Origin of the sequence: Saccharopolyspora erythraea, assembly GCF_018141105.1 — a bacterium.
GTDB classification, from domain to species: domain Bacteria; phylum Actinomycetota; class Actinomycetes; order Mycobacteriales; family Pseudonocardiaceae; genus Saccharopolyspora_D; species Saccharopolyspora_D erythraea_A.
Map to the genome: position 1 here is coordinate 5098552 of NZ_CP054839.1, position 25212 is coordinate 5123763.

Annotated in this window: 18 protein-coding genes; 9 read left to right on the forward strand and 9 right to left on the reverse strand. The window is 71.6% G+C overall.

Going from position 1 to position 25212, the window contains the following annotated elements:
- Positions 1-70 precede the first annotated feature (70 nt).
- Positions 71-2254 (forward strand): ATP-binding protein, encoded by a 2184-nt coding sequence (locus HUO13_RS22995; RefSeq protein ID WP_211897169.1) that lies wholly within the window; start codon positions 71-73, stop codon positions 2252-2254.
- 226 nt (positions 2255-2480) lie between these two features.
- Positions 2481-4775 carry a family 2 encapsulin nanocompartment cargo protein terpene cyclase gene (locus tag HUO13_RS23000; RefSeq protein WP_211897170.1) on the forward strand — a complete coding sequence of 765 codons (2295 nt, stop codon included), beginning with the start codon at positions 2481-2483 and terminating at the stop codon, positions 4773-4775.
- A gap of 9 nt (positions 4776-4784) precedes the next feature.
- On the opposite strand, the gene HUO13_RS23005 is transcribed toward HUO13_RS23000, so the two are convergent.
- Together HUO13_RS23005 and HUO13_RS23010 are read right to left on the reverse strand one after the other, a co-directional pair.
- Positions 4785-6026, reverse strand: coding sequence for a hypothetical protein (locus tag HUO13_RS23005; protein ID WP_249123965.1), 1242 nt, complete (start codon positions 6024-6026; stop codon positions 4785-4787).
- Complete coding sequence (locus HUO13_RS23010; protein ID WP_211897171.1) at positions 6023-7516, reverse strand: tyrosine-protein kinase domain-containing protein; 1494 nt, start codon at positions 7514-7516, stop codon at positions 6023-6025. Before HUO13_RS23010 ends, HUO13_RS23005 begins: the two co-directional genes overlap by 4 nt.
- 295 nt (positions 7517-7811) lie before the next feature.
- Between HUO13_RS23010 and HUO13_RS23015 the strand changes: the two genes are divergently transcribed.
- From HUO13_RS23015 to HUO13_RS23025, 3 genes are read left to right on the forward strand one after another with little or no spacing between them, the layout of a single operon-like run.
- On the forward strand, positions 7812-8579 hold the full coding sequence (locus HUO13_RS23015) for a CDP-alcohol phosphatidyltransferase family protein (RefSeq protein WP_211897172.1): 768 nt from the start codon (positions 7812-7814) through the stop codon (positions 8577-8579).
- A gap of 2 nt (positions 8580-8581) precedes the next feature.
- Positions 8582-9034: an adenylyltransferase/cytidyltransferase family protein gene (locus HUO13_RS23020; RefSeq protein ID WP_249123966.1), complete on the forward strand. Its 453-nt coding sequence runs from the start codon at positions 8582-8584 to the stop codon at positions 9032-9034.
- On the forward strand, positions 9031-10764 hold the full coding sequence (locus HUO13_RS23025) for a right-handed parallel beta-helix repeat-containing protein (RefSeq protein ID WP_249123967.1): 1734 nt from the start codon (positions 9031-9033) through the stop codon (positions 10762-10764). The genes HUO13_RS23020 and HUO13_RS23025 overlap by 4 nt, the downstream gene beginning before the upstream one ends.
- 244 nt (positions 10765-11008) lie before the next feature.
- Here HUO13_RS23025 and HUO13_RS23030 read toward each other — a convergent pair whose 3' ends face one another.
- Together HUO13_RS23030 and HUO13_RS23035 are read right to left on the reverse strand one after the other, a co-directional pair.
- A complete protein-coding gene (locus tag HUO13_RS23030; protein WP_211897174.1) occupies positions 11009-12673 on the reverse strand; it encodes a hypothetical protein in 1665 nt (554 codons plus the stop codon).
- A complete protein-coding gene (locus tag HUO13_RS23035) occupies positions 12670-13878 on the reverse strand; it encodes a DUF1972 domain-containing protein (RefSeq protein ID WP_249123968.1) in 1209 nt (402 codons plus the stop codon). Before HUO13_RS23035 ends, HUO13_RS23030 begins: the two co-directional genes overlap by 4 nt.
- A gap of 195 nt (positions 13879-14073) precedes the next feature.
- Between HUO13_RS23035 and HUO13_RS23040 the strand changes: the two genes are divergently transcribed.
- Positions 14074-15381: an O-antigen ligase family protein gene (locus HUO13_RS23040; RefSeq protein WP_249123969.1), complete on the forward strand. Its 1308-nt coding sequence runs from the start codon at positions 14074-14076 to the stop codon at positions 15379-15381.
- Entirely contained in the window at positions 15378-16508 is a 1131-nt protein-coding gene (locus HUO13_RS23045; protein ID WP_249123970.1) for a glycosyltransferase family 4 protein, read from the forward strand. The genes HUO13_RS23040 and HUO13_RS23045 overlap by 4 nt, the downstream gene beginning before the upstream one ends.
- Before the next feature lie 111 nt (positions 16509-16619).
- On the opposite strand, the gene HUO13_RS23050 is transcribed toward HUO13_RS23045, so the two are convergent.
- Together HUO13_RS23050 and HUO13_RS23055 are read right to left on the reverse strand one after the other, a co-directional pair.
- Positions 16620-18119: a sugar transferase gene (locus HUO13_RS23050; RefSeq protein ID WP_249123971.1), complete on the reverse strand. Its 1500-nt coding sequence runs from the start codon at positions 18117-18119 to the stop codon at positions 16620-16622.
- A 253-nt stretch (positions 18120-18372) separates the two neighbouring features.
- Positions 18373-18663 (reverse strand): YrhK family protein, encoded by a 291-nt coding sequence (locus HUO13_RS23055; protein WP_211897177.1) that lies wholly within the window; start codon positions 18661-18663, stop codon positions 18373-18375.
- A 186-nt stretch (positions 18664-18849) separates the two neighbouring features.
- On the opposite strand from HUO13_RS23055, the gene HUO13_RS23060 reads away from it, so the two are divergent.
- The gene (locus HUO13_RS23060; protein ID WP_211897178.1) at positions 18850-19677 is read left to right on the forward strand and encodes an SDR family NAD(P)-dependent oxidoreductase; all 828 of its coding nucleotides are present in this window, start codon (positions 18850-18852) and stop codon (positions 19675-19677) included.
- A gap of 291 nt (positions 19678-19968) precedes the next feature.
- Positions 19969-22635 carry a glycosyl hydrolase family 65 protein gene (locus tag HUO13_RS23065; protein ID WP_211897179.1) on the forward strand — a complete coding sequence of 889 codons (2667 nt, stop codon included), beginning with the start codon at positions 19969-19971 and terminating at the stop codon, positions 22633-22635.
- 83 nt (positions 22636-22718) lie between these two features.
- Here the strand turns inward: HUO13_RS23065 and HUO13_RS23070 are convergent, their stop codons facing one another.
- Genes HUO13_RS23070 through HUO13_RS23080 form a run of 3 tightly spaced genes read right to left on the reverse strand, consistent with a single transcriptional unit; the run spans position 22719 to position 25191 of the window.
- The gene (locus HUO13_RS23070; protein ID WP_211897180.1) at positions 22719-23507 is read right to left on the reverse strand and encodes a class I SAM-dependent methyltransferase; all 789 of its coding nucleotides are present in this window, start codon (positions 23505-23507) and stop codon (positions 22719-22721) included.
- Positions 23504-24700: an MAB_1171c family putative transporter gene (locus tag HUO13_RS23075; protein ID WP_211897181.1), complete on the reverse strand. Its 1197-nt coding sequence runs from the start codon at positions 24698-24700 to the stop codon at positions 23504-23506. The genes HUO13_RS23070 and HUO13_RS23075 overlap by 4 nt, the downstream gene beginning before the upstream one ends.
- Entirely contained in the window at positions 24697-25191 is a 495-nt protein-coding gene (locus HUO13_RS23080; RefSeq protein WP_249123972.1) for a hypothetical protein, read from the reverse strand. Before HUO13_RS23080 ends, HUO13_RS23075 begins: the two co-directional genes overlap by 4 nt.
- Between the last annotated feature and the right edge of the window lie 21 nt (positions 25192-25212).

A 25212-nucleotide genomic window follows, 5' to 3' on the forward strand; every position in this document is an offset into this window, starting at 1 on the left:
CCGCGCTCATACCCGCAACCCGATTCCTCGCCCGCCCCACCCGACCGCCCCACCACGCTACGATTTCCCGGTGGTCGGCACCCGCAACGACTTCGGCGGCACGGTCCGCGACGGTCATGTGGTGCAGGCAGGCCGCATCGACCAGGTGGTGCTAGCCGCTCAGCCCCCGCAGGCGCTGAGCGGCCTTCCCGCGGCTCCCGCCGAGTTCGCCGGGCGGACCGCCGAGCTCGACGCCCTGCTCGCGCTGCTCGCCGGGCCGTCCGCGACACCTGCTTCTGCTTCTCCCGAACCCACCACTTCCCCTGGGCCCACGACCGCCAGTCCCGTCCTGATCACGGCCGTCGCCGGGCTCGCGGGCGTCGGCAAGACGACGCTGGCGCTGCGCGCCGCGCACCAGGCGCGCGACAACGGGTGGTTTCCCGGCGGGATCCTGTTCCTCGACCTTCGAGGGCACGACACCGCAGGGCCGGTCGATGGTGGGGCGGCGCTGGCGGCACTGCTCCAGGAGCTCGGCGTGGCCCGCGAGCACCTGCCGTCCGAACCGCCCGCGCGGGAGGCGCTCTACCGTTCGCGCCTCGCCGAACGCGCGGCAGCCGAGGGCGAGGTACTGGTGGTGCTGGACAACGCCTCCTCCACCGCACAGGTCCGCCCGCTGCTGCCCGCACACCCGGGGAACCGCGCGCTGGTCACCAGCCGCAACGTGCTCGCCGACCTCGCCGGGGCACGGCAGTTCCGGCTGGACGTCCTCGCCCCGCGGGACGCGCTGGACCTGCTCGCCACGGCGCTGCGCACGGCCTGGCCGCAGGACACTCGCATCGATGACGATCCCGGAGGGGCGCGTGAGTTGGCGGTGCTGTGCGGGCACCTCCCGCTGGCGCTGCGCATCGCCGCGGCGATCCTCGTCGACGATCCGCAGCGGCCGGTCGGCGATCTGGTCGAGGATCTGCGGGACGCGTCGACCCGGCTCGGCGAGCTGACCTACGGCGACAGCATGGCGGTGCATGCCGCGTTCGACCTCTCCTACGCCTTGCTTCCGCCCGAGGAGCAGCGCCTGTTCCGGTTGCTCGCCCTGTCCACCGGGCCGCACGTGAGCGCTGGTGCGGCCGCCGCGCTCCTGGGTGTGCAGGAGCGGACGGCGCGCAAGCTGCTGCGTTCGCTGCGAAGGGCGCACATGGTGCTGCCTGGCGACAACGGGGGCGAGTTCCGGCTGCACGACCTGCTGCGCCTCTACGCCCTCGACCGCGCGCAGCGCGAGGAGCCGGCCGCCCGGCTCGCGGCCGTCGAACGGCTCCTCGATCACTACGTCGAGTCCGCCGCGGCAGCCGCCGACTTCCTGCGCCCCGTCTCGGTTCGGGCCCCGGGGCCGTGGCGCTTCGCCGACCGCGCCCAGGCGCTGGCCTGGCTCGACTCCGAGCGGATGTGCCTGGTGGAGGCGGTGCGCCTGGCTCACGACAGTGGCGACGACACCGACACGTGCGCGCTGGCCTTCCTGCTCTCCAGCTACCTCGACCTCCGCAAGAAGTGGGACGACTGGGCCTTCACCCAGCGCTTCGCGCTCGCGGCGGCCCGGCGGCTCGGCGATCCGGAGGCGGAGAGCCGGTCGCTGCACGGCCTCGGCAACATCGCACAGCAACTGCGGGAGCTGGACACCGCTCTGGCGCACTACAAGCAGGCGCTGGAGATCCGGGTCGCGGTCGGCGACCGGCGCGGCGAGGCGGTCACCCTCAACAACATGGGCGCGGTGCACCGCCACCTCGGCCGGCCGGACGAGGCGCTGCGGTTGTGCACGGAGGCCCTGGAGATCCACCGCGAGCTCGGACACCGCCTCGGCGAGGCCACGACGCTGAAAAACCTGGCGAGTGCGCATCGGCAGCGCGGAGACCTCCGGCGTGCGCTCGAACACGACACCGAGGCGCTGGAGCTGCATCGCGAGATCGGTGATCTGCGCGGCCAGGCGCAGGTGCTGAACAACATCGGCAACGACCACCGCCTCGCGGGCGACCACGCGGATGCCGTCGAGTGCCTGCGCCAGGCGCTCGATCTGCACCGCGAGTTCGGTGACCAGTACAGCGAGGGGCAGACGTTGTTCAACCTCGGCCTGACGCACCTGGCAGCCGGCGAGAGTCGCTCACTGGTAGCCGAATGCTGGACCCACGCCCGCAACGCCTTCGCCGACTGCGGGGACGACCGTGAGTCCGCGTGGGTCGAGGCACAACTGTCGGCGATGCTGCCGGACCTCGAAGATTCGGCCTGAATACCACCAACAGCGCATTGAGCACCCATTCGCCGCACACCACGACGCATCGATCACATCCGCGCGACCCGGAGGTCCGTGCACCGCGGGTTCATGCCCGCTGGGCCGGTTCAGCGATGGTGATCTCACGATCGTGTGGAACCTCGTTCGGGCATTGGCCCACCCCCCGAACGGCTGGTTTCGTCCCCTGCGTCGGTGACGCCAGCAGAAGGGTCAGGTGCGTGCGATGCAGCCTTTCCAGCAACCGGAGTTCTACATGCCGTACCCGGCACGTCTGAACCCGAACCTGGAACGGGCCCGGGACCACAGCAAGACGTGGGCCTACGCGATGGACATGATCGACGTCCCGCAGGAGGGGACGATCATCTGGGACGAGAACGACTTCGACTCGCACGACTACGCGCTGCTGTGCGCCTACACCCATCCTGACGCCGACGGACCGATGCTCGACCTCATCACCGACTGGTACGTCTGGGTCTTCTACTTCGACGACCACTTCGTCGAGCTGTACAAGCGCAACCCCGACCTCGCGGGCGCCAAGGAGTACCTCGACCGCCTGCCCGCGTTCATGCCGGTCGAGGGCCCGGTCACCGCCGAGCCGGCCAACCCGGTCGAGCGCGGGCTCGCCGACCTCTGGCAGCGCACGGTGCCCGCCAGGACCGCCGACTGGCGGCGCCGCTACGCCGAGAACACCAAGCACCTGCTGGACGAGTCCCTGTGGGAGCTGTCCAACATCAGCCGCAACCGGCTTTCCAACCCCATCGAGTACATCGAGATGCGGCGCAAGGTCGGGGGCGCCCCGTGGTCGGCGAACCTCGTCGAGCACGCCGTCGACGCCGAGGTCCCCGCCGCGATCGCGGCCGAACGGCCGATGCAAGTGTTGCGCGACACGTTCTCCGACGCCGTGCACCTGCGCAACGACCTGTTCTCCTACCAGCGCGAGGTGCAGGACGAGGGCGAGCTGAGCAACAGCGTGCTGGTCTTCGAGGAGTTCCTCGGCTGCTCCACCCAGCAGGCCGCCGACACCGTCAACGACCTGCTCACCTCGCGGCTGCACCAGTTCGAGCACACCGCGCTGACCGAGGTTCCCGCGCTGCTGGACGACAACGGCGTGGACCCGCAGGGCAGGCTGGCCGTTCTCGGTTACGTCAAGGGCCTGCAGGACTGGCAGTCCGGCGGGCAAGAGTGGCACATCCGCTCGAGCAGGTACATGAACGAGGGCCTGGTCGAACAATCCGCACTCGCCGGCCAACCAGCACTCGGCCAACCAGCTCTGGGCCAACCGGGAGTCGGGCAGCCGACGCCCGACGGTCACACTGCGCCCGCCGCACAACCCGTGCTCGGCGGGCCGACCGGACTGGGCACCTCCGCGGCACGCATCGTGCACTCGCTGGTTTCCACCGCGCCGCAACGCATCCGCAGCTTCAGCCACGTGCCCTACGAGCCCGTGGGCCCGATCCGGATGCCCGAGATCTACATGCCCTTCGACCTCGCGCTCAGCCCGCACCTGGACGACTGCCGCGAGAACACCGCCGCGTGGGCGCGGGCGATGGGCATTTTCGACGACGTCCCGCGGATCTGGGACGAGGACCAGATGCGGGGCTACGACCTCCCGCTGTGCTCGGCCGGGCTCGACCCGGACGCCACCCCGGAGGAACTCGACCTCTCGGCGGCATGGCTGACGTGGGGCACCTACGGGGACGACTACTACCCTCGGGTTTTCGGCCGCACCTTCGACATGGCCGGCGCCAGGGCGTGCACCGCGCGCCTCAAGGAGCTCATGCCCGTCGAGTCCGTGCCGGCCACCGCACCGGTCACTCCGCTGGAGCGGGGGTTGGCCGACCTGTGGGAGCGCACCGCCGGACCGATGCCCGTCGAAGCGCGGCGCAGGTTCCGCGCCGCGGTCGACACGATGATCGACAGCTGGCTGTGGGAGTTGCACAACCAGCACCTCAACCGCATCCCCGATCCCGTCGACTACTTCGAGATGCGCCGCCGGACCTTCGGTTCGGACCTCACCATCAGCCTCGCGAAGTTCTCCCACGGCGAGGCCGTGCCGCCGGAGATCTACCGGACGCGCACGATCCGCAACATGGAGAACTCCGCGATCGACTACGCGACCATGCTCAACGACGTCTTCTCCTACCGCAAGGAGATCGAGTACGAGGGCGAGGTCCACAACTCGGTGCTGGTGGTGCGCAACTTCCTGGACTGCGACCAGGACCGCGCCTTCGACATCGTCGGTGACCTGATGACCGCGCGCATGAAGCAGTTCCAGTACACAGTGGACGACGAGCTGCCGGTGCTGTGCGAGGACTTCGGGCTGTCGGACGAAGCCCGCGCGATGCTCACCCGGTACGCGGCCGAACTGCGCGACTGGATGGCCGGAATCCTGAACTGGCACCGGGAATGCGTCCGCTACAAGGACGAGGACCTGCGCCACGACGCGGTGTCGCACGGTCTGTCCGCGTTGCTGCGCGGCCCCAGCGGCCTGGGCACCGCCGCGGTCGAGCTGCGGTGACGGTCGTCGTCAGCGGTTGCGGTGGTCCGGCCCGTCGGACGTGGCCGACCGCCGCAACCGCCACGCCGAGAGCACGCCGCCGCAGGCCATGGTCCACGGGACCGCGGCGATCCCGAGGCCCAGCACCAGCACGGCCGCGGCCGTGGCGAGACCCGCCGCGGAATCGGCCAGGCGGATGGTGAACACCTGCCTGGACATCCGCCGCGCCACTGCCTCTGTGACGTAGGGCAGACCCGCCGCCCAGACCGTCAGGTACGCGACCCAGCCCAGCACGAGCAGCGGGTCCACCGGCTGGCCGATCAGCAGCTCGCCCAGTGGGCCGGCGAAGACCGCGGGCAACGTCCCGCCGACCGCGGTGGCGCCCGCCAGCAGCAGGGCGGCGCGGTCGGCCGACAGCCGGGTGCCGCCGCCCCCGCGTTGCCTGGCGGCGAAGTTGGCGAGCAGGAAGCTGCCCGCACCGTTGATGACGACCTGCAGCGGTGCGACGACGAGCCGTCCTGCCTCCAGCACGCCGACCGCGGCCAGCGACACGACGCCGGAGACCAGCACCCGCGAGCCGAGCAGCGCGGCCGGGCGCAGTGTGGCCTGGAGGGACCGCCACGCCGCGAACGACGCCACCGCGCGCATGCCCGCGAGTCCGGGACGCAACTGCCGCAGTTCGTCCCGCGGCAGTTGCCCGATCCCGACCACCACCGCCGCGCACGCTCCGGCGCACATGGCGCCGAACAGCGACGCGAGGGTGATCTCCCCCGTCGCGGCGAGCAGTGCCAGCACCGCCACCGTCCCCACGAGATAGCACGCGTCGTTGACGACGAGCTGCCAGAACCGCAGCCTCGCCATCAGCAGCCGCCGGACCGTTTCCTCGGCCAGCCAGCAGACCAGCATCGCCGCGTAAACCACGGCGGTGCCCGCCCCGCCGTCGCCGACCACCAGGCCCGCGCCGCACCCGGCCGCGAAGAACAGCGCCCAGCCGCCCGCCGCGCTGGAGACCAGCGCCGCCCTGGTGTCCGGGTCGTGCCGGTCGAGGACGGCGAGGCTGTCGCCGACCCAGCCCGTGTACAGCGCGCTCGCACTGACCAGCAGCGCCAGGAACACCGCGAAGGCACCGAACTCCGCCAACCCGAGCACGCGGGCCGCCACCACTTGCAGCAGCAGGCTGGTGCCGGCGGTGATGCCCTGCGAGAGCACCGGCGCCGCACCTTTGCCCGCGACCTTCCGGATGCGGCGCAGCGGCGCCGCGAGCGCGGTCACCGAACCGGTTGCGGCACGGCGGGTTCCGCCACGCGGCGCGTCGGGTCCGCCCCGGTGAAGGTGAGCACGTAGCCGGTGATCGTGCCGCCGAACAGGTGGATCTGCTCGCGCAGCTTGCGCAGCGACCGCAGGTCGCCCTCGCGGCGCACGGTCACCAGCACACCGTCGGAGACCCCGATCAGCGAGGTGGTCTCCGGTTGCGAGGACAGCGGGGGCAGGTCGACCAGCACCAGGTCGTAGCGCGCGCGCATGTCCGCGATGACCTTGCGCAGGGAGGAGGAACGCAGATGGTCGCGGGAGTAGCGGTGGGCGTGCCCGGCGGGCACCACGCTGAAACCGACGCCGTCGCCGATGTGCACCGAGTGGGTCGCCTGCTCCAGCGACGCCGCGCCGGTGGCGATGGAGGTCAGCCCGAGCCAGTCGGCGAGCCCAAGCAGCCGGGACAGGTCGCGGGAGCGCACCGCCGCGTCCACCACAAGCACCCGCAGGCCGTCGCGGGCGGCGGCACCGGCGATCTGCAACGTCGTCGTGGTGGCGCCCTCCCCCGACGACGCGCCGGTCACCATGACCACGCCGGTTCCGACCATCGTCCGCAGCCCGGAAGCCACCAGCTGGTAGGACCGCAGCGGTGGCACGCCCGGCGTGCTCAGCGCCGGCACGGCCTGGGCGGGCAGCGTCTCGATCTCGCCGAGCAGCGGCTCGGACACCACACCCGCCAGGTCGCCGGCGTGGCGCACCCGCCGGTCGCGGTCCGCGCGGAACCAGGCGACCGCGGCGGCGACGACCAGGCCCACGGCGAGCCCGATGGCGACATCGCGCAGGACCCCGCGCCACGGGCCGACCGCACCGGCCGTCGCGTGGTCCACGAAGGACACACCGTCGTCGAACTGGCTGGCCACGACCCCGATGCGGCTCATCTGCTTGTCGATCTCGCTGAGCGTCTGACCCGCCGCGGTGGCGATCGCGCCGCCCGCGGGGATCTCGGCGACGACCGCGCCGCGCTGGGTGTTGAGGGTGGCCAGCGCCTTTTCGGTCGCCGCGGTCACCTCGGCGCGCGACTCGTCCTGGTAGGCCGCGATCACCGCGTTGGCGATCAGCACCGAGCGCTCCAAGCCGGGGCCGTCGACGGTGATCTCGATCGACTCACCGGTGGAGGACGACTCGGCGGCGATGGCCGAGCGCATCTGTTCCAGCGTCTCGGGTCCGCCGAGACGGGTGCGGGCCGCGCCGAGCACGCGGTCGGAGGTGACGAACAACGCGCGCTGCTTGACGTAGCGCACGAAGCTCGCCTCACTGGTCAGCTCGATGCCCAGCGCGCCGGTCTGGTCGGGCGCGCGCAGCACGATGCGCGCCCGGGCCGTGCGGCCGTCGCCCGCGGCCAGCGCCACCACGAAGCTGACCAGTACGGCCACCGCCACGATCGCCAGCGAGCTGCGGCGGTACCGCCACAACGCCCCGAAGATCGTCGGTCCCGGGCCAGTGTCGTCCATCGGTGTCAATTCCGCTCTGTGTCACGAGGAAACCCCCGGTGAGTCCGCGCTCCGGTGGTAACGCACCGGGCCCCTGCGGCGACTACGGCTTGAGCGCAACGACCGGCACCGGATTGGTGCCGGTGGCTGAGCCGATGCACGCGGGCGGAGTCTTCGCGCGCGAAAACCAGGAGGAAGACAAACTGATTCTCCAGTATTCAGATCGCGCGGATCGCCTGTCAAGTTACCGAGGGCGGCGAAACCCTGCCGCCACAACGGATCCGGCCACCCCGGAACGCGTCGACGAGAGGACCAGATGAGCAGCTCCGACGCCGCGGAAAGCGGCTTCACCGCAACGCTACGGCGGCTGCCCTCAGCGCAGAAGACGGCGAAGGGAGCCCCGGCGTACTCGAGATTCGTCAACCGCCGGGCGGGTGGTTATCTCGCCGTGCTGGCCTACCGGGTCGGTGCCACGCCGAACCAGGTCACGGCCGTCAGCGCGCTGTGCACCTTCGCCGGGATCACCGGGGTGCTGCTCCTGCCTCCGTCGTGGCCGCTGGGCATCGCGGTCTCGCTGGCCCTGGTCCTCGGCTACGCGCTGGACTCCGCCGACGGCCAGCTCGCCCGGTTGCGCGGCACGAGCAGCGTCTCCGGCGAGTGGCTCGACCACGTCATCGACAGCGCCAAGATCGCGACGCTGCACGTGGCCGTGCTGGTCTCGGCCTTCCGGTTCTCCGAGCTGCCGACCGCGTGGCTGCTGGTGCCCATCGCCTACGGCGCGGTCGAGAGCGTCATGTTCTTCGCGATGATCCTCAACGACCAGCTCCGCCGCGTGCACCGGGCGACCACCGGGACGCGGGCGCCGGAGCCGGGGCACCCGTCGACGCTGCGCTCGCTTCTCGTCGTGCCGACCGACTACGGGCTGCTGTGCCTGGTGTTCCTGCTGCTGGGGTCGCCCGCCGCGTTCGCCGCCGGCTACGGGGTGCTCTTCACGTGCAACGCCCTGTTCCTGGTGGCGGCGCTGCCGAAGTGGTTCGGCGACATGAGGTCGCTGGACCCCGTCGCGCCCGGCCGGGGGCGGTGAGCGTGCCGATCATCGGATATGCGCCCGGCGCCTACGACATGTTCCACATAGGACACCTGAACATCCTGCGCCAGGCCAGCCAGGAGTGCGACCACCTGGTGGCCGGGGTGGTCACCGACGCCGTCGTGCTGCGCGCGAAGGGCAAGAAGCCGGTCATCCCGTTCGAGGAGCGGCTGGAGATCGTGCGCAACATCCGCTGCGTGGCCGACGCGGTCCCGGACCGCTACCTCGACAAGTTCCGGATGTGGAAGCAGCTGCGCTACGACGTGCTGTTCAAGGGCGACGACTGGCGCGGCACCTCACGCGCCCGGGAGCTGGAGTCGAAGCTGTCCGCGGTGGGCGCCGAGGTCCGCTACTTCCCCTACACCATGCACACCTCCAGCACCCTGCTGCGGCGGCGGCTCTCGCTGGCCACCGCGCCGGTGCCGGGCGAAGTGGAACCGGGGCCGGCATGAGAACGACGTTGCGACCGCTGCCGTGCCTCGCGCTGGCCGGCCTGCTGCTGATGTCCTGCGCGCCCGCGGACCAGGCCGGTCCCGCCGGCGGGACGCCGCCCGCCCGGGTCGCCGTGACCGAGTACCGGGTGCCGCCCGGTGCCCTCTTCGTGGCCACCGACGGCGACGACTCCGCGCAGGGCGGCGAGTCCACGCCGCTGCGCACCCTCGGTGAGGCCGTCCGGCGAGCGCCGCAGGGCACGACGATCGTGCTGCGGCAGGGTACCTACCGCGAGACTCTGGGCCTGGTCGGCAAGAAGCTCACCATCCAGCCCTATCCGCGCGAACGCGTCTGGCTCAAGGGCAGCCGGGTGATCTCGCGGTGGTCGGCCTCCGGCAACGCCTGGCGGCACACCGGCTGGGACCCGCCGCTGTGCCGGACCTGCTACCTGCCCGAGATCATCGACCCCGCCCACCCGCTGGCGGGCCTGCCGGACATGGTGTTCGTCGACGGCAGGCCGCTGCGGCAGGTGGGTGAGCGCAGCGCGGTCACCGCGGGCACGTTCCACGTCGACGTCAAGCGCAAGGAGCTGCTGATCGGCGACAACCCGCGCGGCAAGCTCGTGGAGGCCGCGGAGTTCCCGTGGCTGCTGCAGTTCGACGGGCCCGGTGCCGCGCACAGCGCGATCCGCGGGATCGGGATCGCCCACTACGGCTCGAACCAGGAGTACGGGCAGCGCGGTGCGATGGTCGTGGTGAACGCGCCGTCGGTCACGCTGGAGAACAACACCTTCGCCGCCTCGGCCTCCACCGGCGCGGCGGTGTTCCAGCCCGACAGCACCGTCAAGGGCAACCAGTTCTTGGACAACGGCCTGGTCGGGTTCATGGCCAACCGCGCCGACCGGCTCCGGCTGACCGGCAACACCTTCGCCCGCAACAACAACGAGCACTTCGCGCTCTCCGGGGAGGCGATCGGCGCGGCGGGCGCGAAGATCACCCGCAGCAAGCACCCGTACGTCGCCGACAACGCCTTCGTCGACAACTTCGCGACCGGGTGGTGGTGCGACCTCGGCTGCACCGACGCGGTGGTCATCCGCAACCTCGCCCGGGGCAACGCGGTGAACGGGATCTACTACGAGGTGTCGGCGCGCGCGATCATCGCGTCCAACACCGTCGTCGGCAACCGGGCGCGCGGGGTCAAGATCTCCAGCTCCGACCGGGTTCGCCTGCACCACAACACGATGGTGGGCAACGCGGTGGCGCTGGGCATCTACAACGATCCGCGCTCGCCCAGCTCCGACCCCTACAGCGAGCAGCTCGGGCTGTCGTGGATCACCTCGGGAACCGAGCTGGTCGGCAACTTCTTCATCGGCCCCAACCCGTTCGTGGAGTCCGCCGACCACAAGCCCCAACCCAAGCCGCCCGCTCCGTTCGTCTCGGTCAGCGACGGAAACGCCTACCTGTGGCAGGAGGGCAAGGGGCCGCTGGCCACCTGGTCGCTGGGCAAGGGCGAGATCGTCACCATCAACTCGCTGGCGCACCTGCAGACGACCGGTCACGACCGGCACAGCCTGCAGGCACCGCCCGCGCCCGACCCGTTCCGCGACCCGGGCAAGGGCGACTACCGCCTCCGGGAGAAGGCGCCGGGGTACCGGGCCGGGCGGCCGCTGGCCCGTGACATCGCCGAGGTGCTGGGCCTGGCCCCGACCGAGCATCCCGACATCGGCATGCTCACCGGCCCGCGGAGCTGATGCCGGGACCTGCCACGGCACGGCGGCCCTCCGGGGCCGCCCGCCGAGGTTCGCACTCACGGCCGGACCTCCGCATCGGTGATACGCGAGAGAAAGATCCCGGAGTCAGAGGGCGCCTGAGGTTCCGCCACCGGAACCACCAAGCAAAGCGAGTCCAACGACAGCCTCGAAGGCCCGCGACATGCGAACAGGGCCCGGCGGCCGTTGCCGCCGGGCCCTGTTCGTGCGTTCTGCCGGTTCGCGGTTACCCGATGGTGCTGTGCGGACTGCTCAGCACGGCACCGTCGGCGTCGACGGCGCGGACCCAGTACTCCACCCTGCCCTGGGGCGGGCGCTGGTCGGTGAAGCGCATCTCCGAGACCGTCCACGGCCAGGACGGCGCGGTCGTGACGTGGATCGGCTTCGGCGTGCCCGCACGCATCACCTCGTAGCGGACCTCGCGGTTCTGCGCGTCCCAGGTGCCGGTCCAGGTGATGTTGTAGCCGCCGAAGAGCTTGCGGCTCAGCCGCGGGGCCGGGAACGGGACCTGCGGCCCGTTGTTCACCGCGCCCGGCACGCCGCGCGCCGCGAACCTCGTCAGCGACTGCTGCGGCACGCCGTTGACGACCGTGAACTCACCGCCGACGACCACGTAGCCGCTCCTGGCGTCGACGGTCCACGGCCCGTTGAGCCACGGACTGGTCGAGGGGCCGCCGTTGGTGTTGGGCAGCCACGGCAGCAGTTCCGGGATCGGGTCGCCGCGGCGCACGTGGTTGACGTCGCGCTGCGCCGCGCCGGTCGCGACGGTGGTCTCGGCGAGCAGGCGGTGGTAGTCGACCGGCCCGTTCTCCGGGATCGCGTTCATCGCCCAGCAGTCGTGGGTGTGGGAGGCGCTGTAGAGCACGCCGTCGGCGACCGCGACGCCCTGCGTGTCGCCGTAGCAGCCGTCCAGCCACAGCGGGCGTCCGGTGGCGATCTCCACCGCGCCCCGCCCTTCCAGGCGGGGGTTGCCGCCGCGCCAGTTGTAGGAACCCAGGTACACCGTGCCGGTGCCGTCGGTCACCAGGTCGGTGATGGTGTCCGCATCCGACGGCGTGACCCACTGCCACGCCACGCCGGCCCCGCCCGCGGTGTCGACGGCGGTGAGCCCGTGCTGGTAGATGCCGTTGACGTGGTCGAAGGCCCCGCCTACGACGACGCGTCCGTGCTCCGGGGCCGCCAGCACGGCGAAGACCTCGCGGTCGGCCGCCGGCGCCCACGGCAGCAGCGCGCCGTCGTTCGCAGAGACCGCCGCCAGCCGGGTGCGCGGCACGCCGCCGACGGCGTTGAACCCACCGCCGAGGTAGACGGTGTCTGCCGTGACCGACAGGCCCCGCACGCGTCCCGCCACCTGCGGCCGGAACGCCGGGTCCAGCGCACCCGTGACCGCGTCGAACGCCGCGACCCTGGAACGCCACTGCCCGTCGATCTTGTCGAAGTCACCGCCGACGTAGACCTTGCGCCCGTCCGGCGACGCCTTGACTCGGAACACCGAGTCGCAGACCCACCGGCCGCCGCCGGCGGGCTCGCAGAACGGTCCCGGGTCCTGCCCGGCGAAGGTGCTGCCGCTGACCACCGGAGCCCACGGCAGCAGCTCACCGGTGTGCAGGTCGAACGCGAGCAGGTTGTCGCGCCGGACCTCGCCCGGACCGCCCGGCGCCACACCCGCGGGCCGCGCCTTGGTGAACCTGCCCCCGGCGACCACGGTGTTGCCGACGATCGCCACCGAGAACACGATGCCGTCGGTCTGCGGTGCGGGCAGCGCGCCCGCGGTCGCCGGGACCGGCAGCGGTGGCGGCTGGGCGGCTCCGGTGACCGGTAACGCCACCAGCGAACCGCCGGCCGCGACCAGCGCGACCGCGGCGCACAGCGCCTTGCTTCCCCGTCTCATCGCACTTCCTCGCTCTCGGGTGGGGTGGCCGCCACGGCCGCGCCCACGCTCCTGGCCTTCCACGGCTTCCACGCGGATCCGCCACCACGCGGCCCGGCCGCCGCGCCCTCACGGCCGCCCGCCCGCATGACGCGCAGGGCCAGCCGCTCGTAGTCGTCGGTAACGCCCTCCCACGTGTAGCGGTTGAGCGACGCGACCTGCTCCCGCCCGCGGCGCACGGTCGCCGCCGGGTCGGCCTCGGCGTCGTCGCACAGCGCGGCCAGGTCGCCGGCGGTGGTGAAGAACCGGCCGAACGAACCCAGGACCTCGCGGTTGAAACGCACGTCGAAGGCCGAGGTCGCGGCGGCCGCACCCATCGCGCGCAGCAACGACGGGTTCGTGCCGCCGACGGAATGCCCGTGGATGTAGGTCAGGGCGTTGGCGTAGAGCTGGTCGAGCTGCGCCTGGTCCCACACCCCTCCCAGGAACCGCACGCTCGGTTTCCCCGCGGCCAGCCTGGTGACGCGCGCGGTGTACTCGTCGGCGTAGGGCGCCGAGCCGACGACGACCAGCGGGTGCCGCGCCGAGCTGCGCAGGTAGCCCTCGACCGCGACGTGCACGTGGTTCTCCGGCTCGAAGCGCGCGACGACCAGGTGGTACCGGTGCGGGAGCAGGTCGAGCTCGGCGAGCCGGTCGGATCCGGTCTCACCGAGAACCGGGGCGCCGTAGGGGATGTAGTCGGTGTCGGTGCGGAACCGGTCGGAGTAGTAGTCCTGGATGCCGACCGCGTCGGCGATCAACGCGTCGGACCACCGCACGGCGAGCGCTTCGGCGGTCCGGTAGTAGCGGGAGCCGACCCTGCCCCACTTGGCCCGCTTCCACTCCAGCCCGTCGACGTGGGTGATCGCCGGCGTGCGCCGCATCCGCAGCAACGGCAGCAGCGGCGCGTTGGCCGCGTTGAACACGATCGCGACGTCGGCGGGGTCGATCAGCGCGTGCAGCGCCGAAAGCGCCGTGTGGCTCAGGGTTTCCAGGGTCTTGCGCCGCAGCGCGGGCAGGTGCACCAGCCGCATCCCGAGGTGGCTGCCCGCCGCGGGCGGCTCTCCGCCTGCCTTGCGGCAGTACACGGTGACTTCGTGGCCTCGTTCCACGAGCCGCCGGCCGACCTCCTCGACGCAGGTCTCGAATCCCCCGTAGCGCGCGGGCACGCCACGGGTACCGATCATTGAAATCCGCATTCCTACGGCTCCACCGTTCTTCCACGGGCCCGTTCTCGCACGGGCGCAGCGCCGCGACGCGCGGATTCGTCCGGCTCACGCACATGTGCGCTCAGCTAGTAATATGCCGGAGGCGCGCTGTCGTTACACCGCGCCACCTCCGCGCCTTCCGCGCACACCAACCCATTCGACCGAGGACCGGCCGTGAGCTGGAGCACCGCACGCCGCCGCGCGCGCACACCGCGCCACGACGGCGATTCCGCCGCACACCGCTGGCCCGCGGTCTGCGTGCTGGCGCTCATCGTCGCCAGCGAGTACAAGTTCCGGCTGCGCGCCAACGACGAGTCGGTCTCGGGCTCGCCCGACGTCTTCATCGTCCTGGAGATCGCGGCTTACGCGGTGGTCGCGGCCTACTTGTTCTTCCGATTCCGACCGACGTCGCGGATCCGGCGCGCGGACTGGCTGACCTGTTCGGCCTACGCCTACGCCGCCGTGCTGGTGCTCTCGGCGCTCTACTCGCCGTACCGGGAACTCGCCCTGGTGCGGGCGTGCCAGGTGGTCGTGGTGCTGGCACTGACCCGCTCGATCGCCCGGCACTGCCCGCGCGAGGCACCGCACCGCGTCGCGCACTGGTTCGCGGTGCTGGTGTCGGGTTCGGTGGTCTTCGGCGTCGTGGTGCCGTTCCCGCGCCTGCCCACCCAGCCCGACAGGTTCACCTGGCTGCACCTGCACCCGGTGGACGCAGGCCAGTTCCTGGCGATCGCGGTCGTGCTGCTGAGCGCCTACGTCCTCGGCCACGAGCTGCCGCGTCCGGGACCGCGCTGGCCGATGCCGGTCTACCTGCTGCTTCTCGGCATCTGCGCCGCGGGCCTGGTGGGCAGCAACACGCGCGGTGCGGCGCTCGGCGCCATCGTCGGCGTCCTGGCGATCGCCTGGACGCGGTGGCGGGGACGCAGGCGGATCGAGGTGGCCGCGGCGCTGTCGGTCGGGATCGTGCTGGCGTGGCTGGCGCTGGGGCAGCAGATCGAGTCCTTCTTCGCCCGCGGCGAGTCCGCGGAGCGACTGGCCTCGCTCAACTCCCGCACCGACCTGTGGGCCTACGCCTTCGACGCTTTCACCGAGCGCCCGCTCTACGGCTACGGCCTCACCGCTTCGCAAGGGATGTTCCTGGAGGAGATCGGCCTCGGCGGCGGGCACAACGGCCTGGTGAACCTGCTGGTGGACACCGGACTGCTCGGTGCGGCGGTGTGGCTGTTCCTGCTCGGCGGCATCATCGTCAGGGCGGTGCGGCTGCGCGACGTGCGTCCCGAGCCGCGGATGGACCGCATGATCGTGCTCGCGCTCATCGCCGGCCTGATCGCCAACTCGATGTTCACCGAGGGACTGGGGGCTCCCTCCAACGTCGCCTGCGTCTGGCTCTTCCTCCTCGCCGCATGGGCGGGCATGGCAGGCCGGACGCAGGACGAAGCACCCGCCGAGAACGCGACGACCGACCGAACGGAGACGCGGTGACCCTGCGGACCGCTCTGATGGCCCATCCCTCGGCCGAGCTCTACGGCTCCGACCGGGTTTTCCTGGAGTCGGTGACCGCGCTGGCCGAGTCCGGCTGGCGCGTCGTGGTGGCGCTGCCCGGCGACGGCCCGCTCGCCGGAGCGATCCGGGAGCAGGACGCGGAAGTCGTGTTCTGCCCGACGCCCGTGCTGCGCAAATCAGCCCTGCGGCCCAGTGGATTCATCCGGCTGCTCCGGGACTGCGCGCGTTCGGTGGTACCCACCCTGCGCCTGTTGCGATCGACCCGCGCCGACGTCGTCTACGTGAACACGGTGACGGTGCCGACCTGGTTGCTGCTGGCGCGGGTGACCCGGCACGCGGTCGTCGCGCACGTCCACGAGGCGGAGGAAGGCGCGCCGCGCGCGGTCCGCGCCGCGCTCTGCGCGCCGCTGCTGGCGGCGACGACCATCGTGGTCAACAGCGAGGCCACCGCGGCCGCGACCACGCGGCCCCTCCCCCGCCTGCAACGGCGGATCCGCCTGGTCTACAACGGAGTTCCGGGACCCGGCGGTGAGCAGAACGCTCCGCGCGCCCCGCACGATCCGGTGCGCCTGGTACTCGTCGGCCGGCTGTCTCCCCGCAAGGGCACCGATGTCGCGGTCCGCGCCGTCGCTCGGCTGCGCGCGCAGGGACGGGCCGTCGCCCTCGACCTCGTCGGCTCGGTGTTCACCGGTTACGAGTGGTACCAGCGGGAACTCCAGGATCTGGTCCGCGAGCACGACCTCGGCGACGTCGTCGGCTTCCACGGCTTCCAGACCGACGTGTGGGACTCCTTGCGAGGGGCCGACATCGCGCTGGTGCCCTCTCGCTTCGAGCCGTTCGGCAACACCTCGGTGGAGGCGCAGCTCGCCGGGACGCCGGTGATCGTGACCGACGCGCAGGGCCTGCCCGAAACCGTGGCGCACGGCGAGTTCGGCGCGGTCGTGCCCGCAGGCGACCCCGACGCGCTCGCGGACGCCATCAGCGGTGCGCTCGACGACTGGGAGAAAACCATCCGCGCCGCCGAGCTGGCGCGCGAGCACGCGCGGGAACGCTTCGCCCCGCAGCGCTACCGCCGGGAGATCGCCGAGATCGCGGCAAAGCCCTGACGGTGCCCGCGGAACCGCAAGGATTCTGCTGTGTCAGCAGGCATTCTGCTTGGCGTGCGGGGCATTGCTCCGTCAGCAGGCAACCTGGTTCGTCTGCAGGTGCCTGCTCCGTCAGTAGGCGCCTTGCTTCTTGAGCACCGCGCGCACCGTCTTCCAGAGGATGACGGCGTCGAGCGCGAGCGACCAGTTCTCCACGTAGCGCAGGTCCAGCCGAATGCTCTCGGCCCACGAGAGGTCGCTGCGCCCGCTCACCTGCCACAGCCCGGTGAGGCCGGGCTTGACGAGCAACCGCCTGCGCACCTCGGAGTCGTAGGCGTCGGACTCCTCCGGCAGCGGCGGTCGCGGGCCCACCAACGACATCTGGCCGGTCAGCACGTTGAACAGCTGCGGCAGCTCGTCGAGCGAATAGCGGCGCAGCACCGCACCGATCCTGGTCACCCGCGGATCGCGGCGCAGCTTGAAAAGCGGTCCGTCCGCCTCGTTGGACGCCCGGAGCCTCGACAGCTGCGCGTCGGCATCCACCACCATGGAGCGGAACTTCAGCATGGTGAACGTCGTGCCGTTGCGGCCGATGCGGCGCTGGCGGTAGACCACCGGCCCGCCGTCGGTCGCCTTCACCACGGCGGCGATGACCAGCAGCGCAGGTGCGAGCAACACCAGCAGCAGCAACGCGCTCACCCAGTCGGCGAGCGACTTGATGATCCGGCGGGCACCGTTGAACACGGGAGCGCTGACCCTCAGCAGCGGCATTCCCAACACCGACGAGACGTGCAGCCGAGGTCCGGCGACCTCCATCAGCACCGGTGCGACGACCATCTCGGCCGGAGTGTCCTCCAGCTCCCACGCCAGCCGCTGCAAGCGGCGCGGCGTCCAGTGCTGGTCGGCGGTGACCGCGACGACCCGGTAGCCGCCGCGCCGCACGTGGCCGGCGAGCCCTTCGACGTCGCCGACCACCGGGATGCCCTCGATCTCGCTGACCTGCCCCGCCGTCGCGGCCGGGACGCACAGCGCCTCGATGCGCCAGCCGACGTGCGGCTGCAGCCTGGTCCGCTCGACCAGGTCGCGCAGGGTCCGCGGGTCTCCCGCTGCGATCACCGGCAGCAGGCACCGGCCGGTGCCGCGCGCCCTGTGCAGGTAGCGGCGCAGGAGGTAGCGCTGGAGCACGGCGAGCACCGCCAGCAGCGGCAGCACCCCGAAGACCCACAGCCGCACGTCCCAGGACGGGAAGGCCAGTCCGGGCACGGCGAGCGCGACGCCCGCGGCGAAGACTCCGCGTCCGACTCGCCGGTACTCCTCCGGTCCCTCGCCGAGAATTCGCGGACTCCAGGAACCGGACAGGCTGCACAGCACGACCGAAGACGCCAGTACCGCGAGGATCGCGGTGCGCGGCCCCGCGGACAGCCCGAACGCGATGGCCAGCACCGTTCCGGAACCGCACGCGAGCAGGGTGGCCAGCAGGTCGCTGACGACCACCGCGACGCGGTACCACCGCTCCCACACCGTCGAGTGGGCCGACGCCGGTGCCGGCCGCGGAGGTGGTGGGGCGAGCACCGGCGTTCGAACGGCCCCCCGGGCACCGATCCCGCCGGGCAGCACCAGCGGCGTCCGCATCGGCTCCTGCATCCAACCCCCACTCGGTGAAAGAGAAGTCCGATGCCGGAAGCAATCGAGCTCGGACGTGGGGGCTATCGGGGGCATCGCGAATCCGTTACACGTTCCGTGGCCGACGCTCCGCACCGCGGCCGGTATTCCGGCGGTAGGGCCGACGACGGACGATCCCGCCGGCGGGACACCGGATCGCCCCGGAAAGATCCGCAGCGCACCCAGCCGGCGGCGGCCGCCGTCCAGTCCACAGTAGACGCGATCAGAAATCCTGGTCGGACTCGTGCGTGATGCTCTTCTGCACCTTCCTCAGGTGCAGGTGCCGGATCAGGCGGATGGAAGGCCGGATCGCCAGCTCGATGCTGCCCAGCAGGAACATCCACACCCCGGCGGTCGTGGTGAGCGGGCTGAAGAACAGCAGGCTGCCCGCGATGAACCAGAAGGCGATGAGGATGTCGTTGATGATGCTGGCCATCTCGTAGCGATGGCGCAGCAGCAACTCGCCGTGCCCGATACGCCGCACCCACGGGGTGGAGGCTGCTGGGTCCGTCATGTCCAGAGTGTCACGCCACCGCCCCCAGTTCGCAGCACTGCACGTACCAGCTCCACTGATTGAACCGATTAGTTCAATTTATTGGCCTGGCTAGTTGCCCTCGGCGTGATCGCGCCGCTACGGTGAACCAGCAGGTTCAAAAACATGTCCTCACCCAGGACCCAGGAACACCCCGGACGGAGAACCGTGAAGACCATCGTGATCACCGGCGGAACGGACGGCATGGGCCGCGCGCTGGCGCAGACCTACCTGGAGCGCGGCGACCAGGTCGTCATCGTCGGCCGCGACGAGCGCAAGGGCCGGGATTTCCTCGACACCGCGACCGGAATCGGCGCCCGGGAGCGGGCCACCTTCATCGCCGCCGACCTCAGCCTGGTCGGCGAGAACCAGCGGCTCGTCGATCGGATCGCGGCCGACTTCCCCGTCATCGACGCACTCGTGCTGTGCGCCCGGCACTACCGGGCGACGAGACTGCAGACCGGCGAGGGCCACGAGTACGGCTTCGCGCTGTTCTACCTGAGCCGGTTCGTGCTCAGCCACGGCCTGCTCGCGAACCTGGAGAAAGCCGAGTCGCCGGTCGTGGTCAACTTCTGCGGGCCGGGCGCCGGCTTCGGCGAGATCCGCTGGGACGACCTCGAACTGGCCGGCGACTACCACGGCAACACCGCGATGGTCCAGGGCGGCAGGCTCAACGACCTGCTCGGCGTGGCGTTCGCGGCGCACCACCCGGGCGCCCGGACCCGCTACGTGCTGTACGGGCCGGGCATGGTGTCGACCAGCTTCTCCGGCGAGTACGACGCGGAGTCGGCCGCGCACGTCGCCCACGCCAAGGCCAACGGCAGGTCCGTCGCCGACGGCATCGCTCCCGCGGTCGCCCTGGTCGACGCGCCGCCCTCCGAGCCGCTGAGCGCGTTCAACGCCGGCGCACCGGTCGGCCTGGCAGGCCGGTCGTTCGACCGGTCCGACGCGATGCGCCTGCACGCGATGACCTCGGAACTGCTGTCCGCCCCATGACCACGCGGCGGGTTCGCACGGTGACACCGGGCCACCGCGCGGACATTTCCTCGCATACGAATTTTCTCGTCGGGCACTGATCGCCCGATATGCCCACCTGACGGGAAACGATCTGCCGGGCAACCCACCCGAAGCCCGTGACCAGCGGTTTCCTCGATCGCGGCGCGGAAACGGAACCTCGGGCCGACGGCTGGAGACCCGGCCGCGAGTGACGAGCCCGTTCTTGACTCTTCGTCTCCGGGGAGGTTAGGTCACCGACTACTTCGTTCTGAACCGAGCAAGAGGTGACCGATGCGAACGACCCGTGCCGTCAGCGTCGTCGGCGGGGCATTACTCGTGGCGGCCGGCGCCGTGGTGCCCGTCGCGCTGACCGCGGCCCCCGCGGCGGAGACGTCCGGGCTCTGCGCGAGCGACCAGGGCTGGGAACTGTCCACCGACCGAATCGATTCCGACTACACCCGGCACGCGTTCGTCGGGAACGGTTACCTGTCGCAGCGGGTGCCGCCCGCCGGCAGCGGATACGCGGCGACCGGCGAGAAGACCGGGTTCCCGCTGGAGACCCCGCGCTTCGACGGCGCTTTCGTCGCCGGCCTCTACGGCGAGGGGCCGAGCTCGCAGAGCGACCAGCCGCGGCACGCCATCGCCGCGATCCCCACGTGGTCGACGGTGAACGTCCGGGTCGGCGACCAGGCGTTCGGTCCGAACACGCCGCCGGAGCAGATCTCGGGCTTCCGCCAGGCGGTCAACCTCCAGTGCGGCGTGGTGCGCACGTCGCTGACCTGGACCACACCCGACGGCCGGGCCACCGACCTGGTCTACGAGGTCGTCGCCGACCGCGCGCACCCCAACGTCGGCGCGGTGCGGGTGCGGATGACACCGCGCTGGGACGGCGCGGCGGAAGTCAGCGGCACCATCGACGGCGCGGGCGCGCGCCGGCTGCACCCGACCGGCGGGCGCGCCGAGGGCGACACGGTGCGCGTCGGGTTCGAGACCGACGGTGTCCGCGCGACCGGCACCGTCGCCTCGACGTTGCGGGCAGACTTCGCCGTCGACGCCGAGCCCGTGCGGCAGCGGGTCGACGGTCTCGACGCCGAGCAGCGGCTCGGCTTCGCCGCGCAGCGCGGTGAGACCTACGAGTTCAGCAAGTTCGTCGGGGTCGACACCTCGGTGACGACGCCGGACCACACGGCCTCGGCGGTGCGCGCCTCTCGCGAGGCCGCCGACCGGGGCTGGGACGAGCTGTTCGGCGAGCACGCCGAGCGGTGGAAGCGGTTGTGGGAGAGCGACATCCGCGTTCCCGGCAGACCCGACCTGCAGAACTCCCTGCGTTCCAGCAAGTACGCGATCCTGTCCAGCATCCGCCAGGACCACGGCTTCAGCGTCCCGCCCGCCGGCCTGAGCAGCGACAACTATGCCGGGCTGATCTTCTGGGACACCGAGCTGTGGATGTATCCCAGCCTGCTGCTCCAGCACCCGGACATCGCGCGCTCGGTCGTGGACTACCGGGAGAAGATGCTCGGGGCCGCGCGGGCCAACGCCGCCTCCGTGGGCCAGAAGGGCGCGTTCTACCCGTGGACCAGCGCCGACAGCGGTGAGCTGGGCAAGGACTGCCACAGCTGGGATCCGCCGCACTGCTTGACCCAGAACCACCTGCAGAGCGATGTCGCGCTCGCCGCCTGGCAGTACTTCCTGGCCACCGGTGACCAGCGCTGGCTGCGCGAGCACGGCTGGCCGGTGCTGCGCGGCATCGCCGAGTACTGGGCCGGACGCGTCACCGCCAACCCCGACGGCAGCTACTCGATCAACAACGTCGCCGGGCCGGACGAGTACAGCAACGGCGTCAACGACGGCGTGTTCACCAACGCCGGGGCGGCCGTGAGCCTGCGCAACGCGACCGAGGCCGCGAGGCTGCTCGGCGAGCAGGCTCCGCCGGAGTGGACGACCATCGCCGACCGGCTGCGCATCCCCTACGACCCGCGGCAGCAGGTCTTCCAGCAGTACGACGGCTACCGCGGGCAGAAGATCAAGCAGGCCGACGCCGTCCTCCTGCAGTACCCGCTGGAATGGCCGATGCCGCCGGAGGCGGCAGCCAAGACGCTGGACTACTACGCGCCGCGCACCGATCCCGACGGACCGGCGATGACCGACTCGGCGCACGCGATCGACGCCGCCGCCACCGGCGAGCCCGGGTGCACCACCAACACCTACCTGAACCGCTCGATCCGGCCCTTCGAGAAGGACCCGTTCGCGCAGTTCTCCGAGGCGCGCGGCGAGCGCGCCGGTGAGGGCGCCGGCGCGCCGACGTTCAACTTCCTCACCGGTGCCGGCGGCTACACCCAGGTCTTCACCCACGGCCTGACCGGGCTGCGGTGGCGCGGCGACCGGGTGGTGCTCGACCCGACGCTCCCGCCGCAGCTGCCCGGCGGCGTCGAGCTGACCGGGCTGCACTGGCAGGGCCGCACCTTCGACGTCCGCGTGGGCGCGCACGAGACGCAGGTGCTCCTGCGCAAGGGCGAGCCGTTCACCGTGGAGGCACCGGACGGGCGGCACGTGGTCAGCCGGGACGCCCCTCTGACTCTCAAGACGCGCAGGCCGGACCTGGTGCCGACCGACAACCTGGCGCGCTGCAAGACCGCGAGCGCGACCAGCGAGGAAGCCGGCAAGTACGCCGAGGCCGCCGTCGACGGCAACACCGCCACCACCTGGGCGCTGGACGGCGCGCAGGGTTCGGCGACGGTGGATCTCGGCTCGCCGCAGCGGATCTCCGGCATCACGCCGCGGTGGCCGGAGACCGCGCCTACCGGCTTCCGGCTGCTCACCTCCGTCGACGGCAGGGAGTTCACCGAGGCGGGACAGCAGATCCCCGGCGGCAGGCTCGCCCGCTACGTCCGGGTGGAGCTGACCGGACCGGCCGGGCCCGAGCACACCGGGCTCAGCGAGCTGGAAGTCCGCGGTTGAGAGAGCGGTCTCCGGGCGGCGGCCCCCGCTGCCCGGAGACCGCCCGTAGCCGAACCCGGTGAGGCCGGGCACCCGAGGGTCCGTCAGGCCACTTGCGGTGCTCGGCCCCAGGCCACGAGGGTGAACTGCGGGATGTCGACGAAGCCGGGCTCGGCCAGCAGCCGCTCGAACTCCTCGAGATCGCAACGGTCGATCCCGCCGTCGGCGACCATGGCGGATGCCACCTTCGAGATCAGCGGCCGCCAGCGGTCCTGGTCCAGGTTTCCCATGCAGGCGGGCTTGCCGGTGAACCCGATGGACCCCAGCCCGTTGGAGCCGAGCAGGGCGGGCAGGCCGCGCGCCCACGTCAGGTCCGCGCCGTGGCGCTCGAAGTTGCGCTTGTAGGCGGCCATGATCCGCTCGACCACCGGGAACGGCGAGGTGTCGGCGGGCAGCTGGTAGGGATCGGTGATCACCAGCCAGCCGCCGGGCCTGAGCCAGTGCACCGCCCGCGCGAGCAGTTCGTCGCGTTCCGGCAGGTGGCAGAACAGGAACCGGGCGTGCACGAGGTCGAAGCGCCCCGGTTCGAAGCCTTCCGCGGTGACGTCGGCCTCGGTGATGGTGAGGTTGGCCGCGTCCCCCGCGTCGAGGTAGCGGACATCGTTGTCGACCGCCTCGACGTAGCCCTCCGGGCAGTGGCGCGCCAGCCAGTGCGCGATCGAGCCCGCGCCCGCGCCCAGCTCCAGGCAGCGCCAGTCCGGCGCGAGCCCCAGGTCGCGGATCACCCCGGTGCTGAAGTCGTCCACACTGGACTGGATGGAGCCCAGTCGCTCCCGCTCCCCCGGCAGGTCCTTGCTCAGCGCGCTCGCGCCGTAACCGGATGCGTCGCTCACCGCGCCTCCTGCCTCGACCGCGCCGACTCCCCGCTCCTGCGGTGGCGCTCGGCGAAGCGCCGGACCGACTCCGAGCGCTGCGCCCGGGCGACCTCCTCCAGGAAGCGGATCTCCGAAGCCAGCTCGTCGTCGGACGGGTCGTGCTCGGGTTCGGGCACCGACGCCGAGGTGGCGGGCTCGTCACCGGCGGCCTTGGCCGCGATCGCGACCTCCAGCCAGCACGCGGTCACCGCGGCCTCGGTGTCGCCGACCGGCACCGGATCGGTCCCGACGTGGTCGCGGGCGGCCTCCAGCGCGTCGTCACCGACGTAGTCGCGCAGGATCAGGATCGCGTCCCTGATCTCGATCACCCGCCGGTACAGGCGCAGGTCGACCGACCACCTCGGCAGCCCGCCGACGGTGTGCTGCGGCAGCGCGACGCTGGGCGTGGCGTCGACCAGCCGCTCCCACAGCGGTTTCAGCCTGCGCAGCGAGCGCCGGCCGGTCCGCACCGCGAGGGCGCGCAGGATCAACGGCAACGCCACGCCCGCGGTGATCAGCCAGGTCGTGACCGCGATGTTGAGCGAGAACAGCGCACCCAGCCACGGCGGGCGGAACAGCAGGAACCCGATGATGACCGGACCCCAGAAGAACGTCGAGGATGCGAACCCGGCGGCCAGCAGCCGCAGCCCCAGGCGCAGCGGTCCCGACGAGGCGGCGCGCCGGGCGTAGCGGGCGCACAGCACCGTGCACGGGGCGACCGCCGCCACGTGCGCGGCGCTGAGGATCCACCAGAACGGGCTGTACCAGGGCACCGACACCGATGTGACGCAGCCCGACTGCGGCGCCGAGACCGAGTCGAGCACCACCAGCGCGACGCTGACCAGCACCGCGTTGCCGTAGACCAGCCACAGCCTGCGCCTGGCCACCGCGGCGAGCACGAAGTCCAGGATGAAAGCCGAGCTCAGCACACCCCACAGGTTCATGAAGATGCCGCAGCTGTCGGCGAAGACGTAGGTCTTGCGCAACAGCGCGGTGACCGGGTCGAGGTAGACGGTGACCGACCCGGCGATGCCGATCGCGGCGACGAGCAACCGGCGCGACTGCGGCGAGCGGATCGCCGAGGGCAGCCGGACCAGGATCGCGATCCACAGCGCGACGGCCCCCACCAGCAGCGCGTCGGCGCCGAGCTGCTTGAGGGCGGCCAGCGTCATGCCGTCCCGCCCGGGACGCCGAGCGCCGCCTCCAGCTCGCCCAGCACCCCCGTCGCGCTCGGTGTGCGCGCGGCCGTCCTGATCAGGCTCGCCACCAGCTCCGCCTCCTTCTCCTCCGCCGTGGAATAACCGGTGCGGGTCAGCAGCCGCTCGACGAGCTGCGGGGAGAGGTCGGGCAGCAACCGGCTCAGCATCTCGCGCCCGGTCATCGAACCGTCACCGTGCTCGCAGATGATATGACCGATCTCATGCAGCAGGATGTGGTCGCGGTGCAGCCGGGTGGTGCGCGCCTCGATGAAGATCACGTCGCTGTCGGCCAGGCGCACCCACGCGCCGCAGGCGTTGACCGTGAAGCGGCCGGGCAGCGTGCGCACGTGGATGGGCCGCCCCCGCTGCTCGGCCAGCGTCTCCACCAGCCCCATCGCCGAGAACGGCCGGGGCAGGGTGAGCCCGTTGACCAGTTCCTGGCACCGCCTGTAGCTGCCGTCCATCGCCATCGTCTCGCTGTCGTT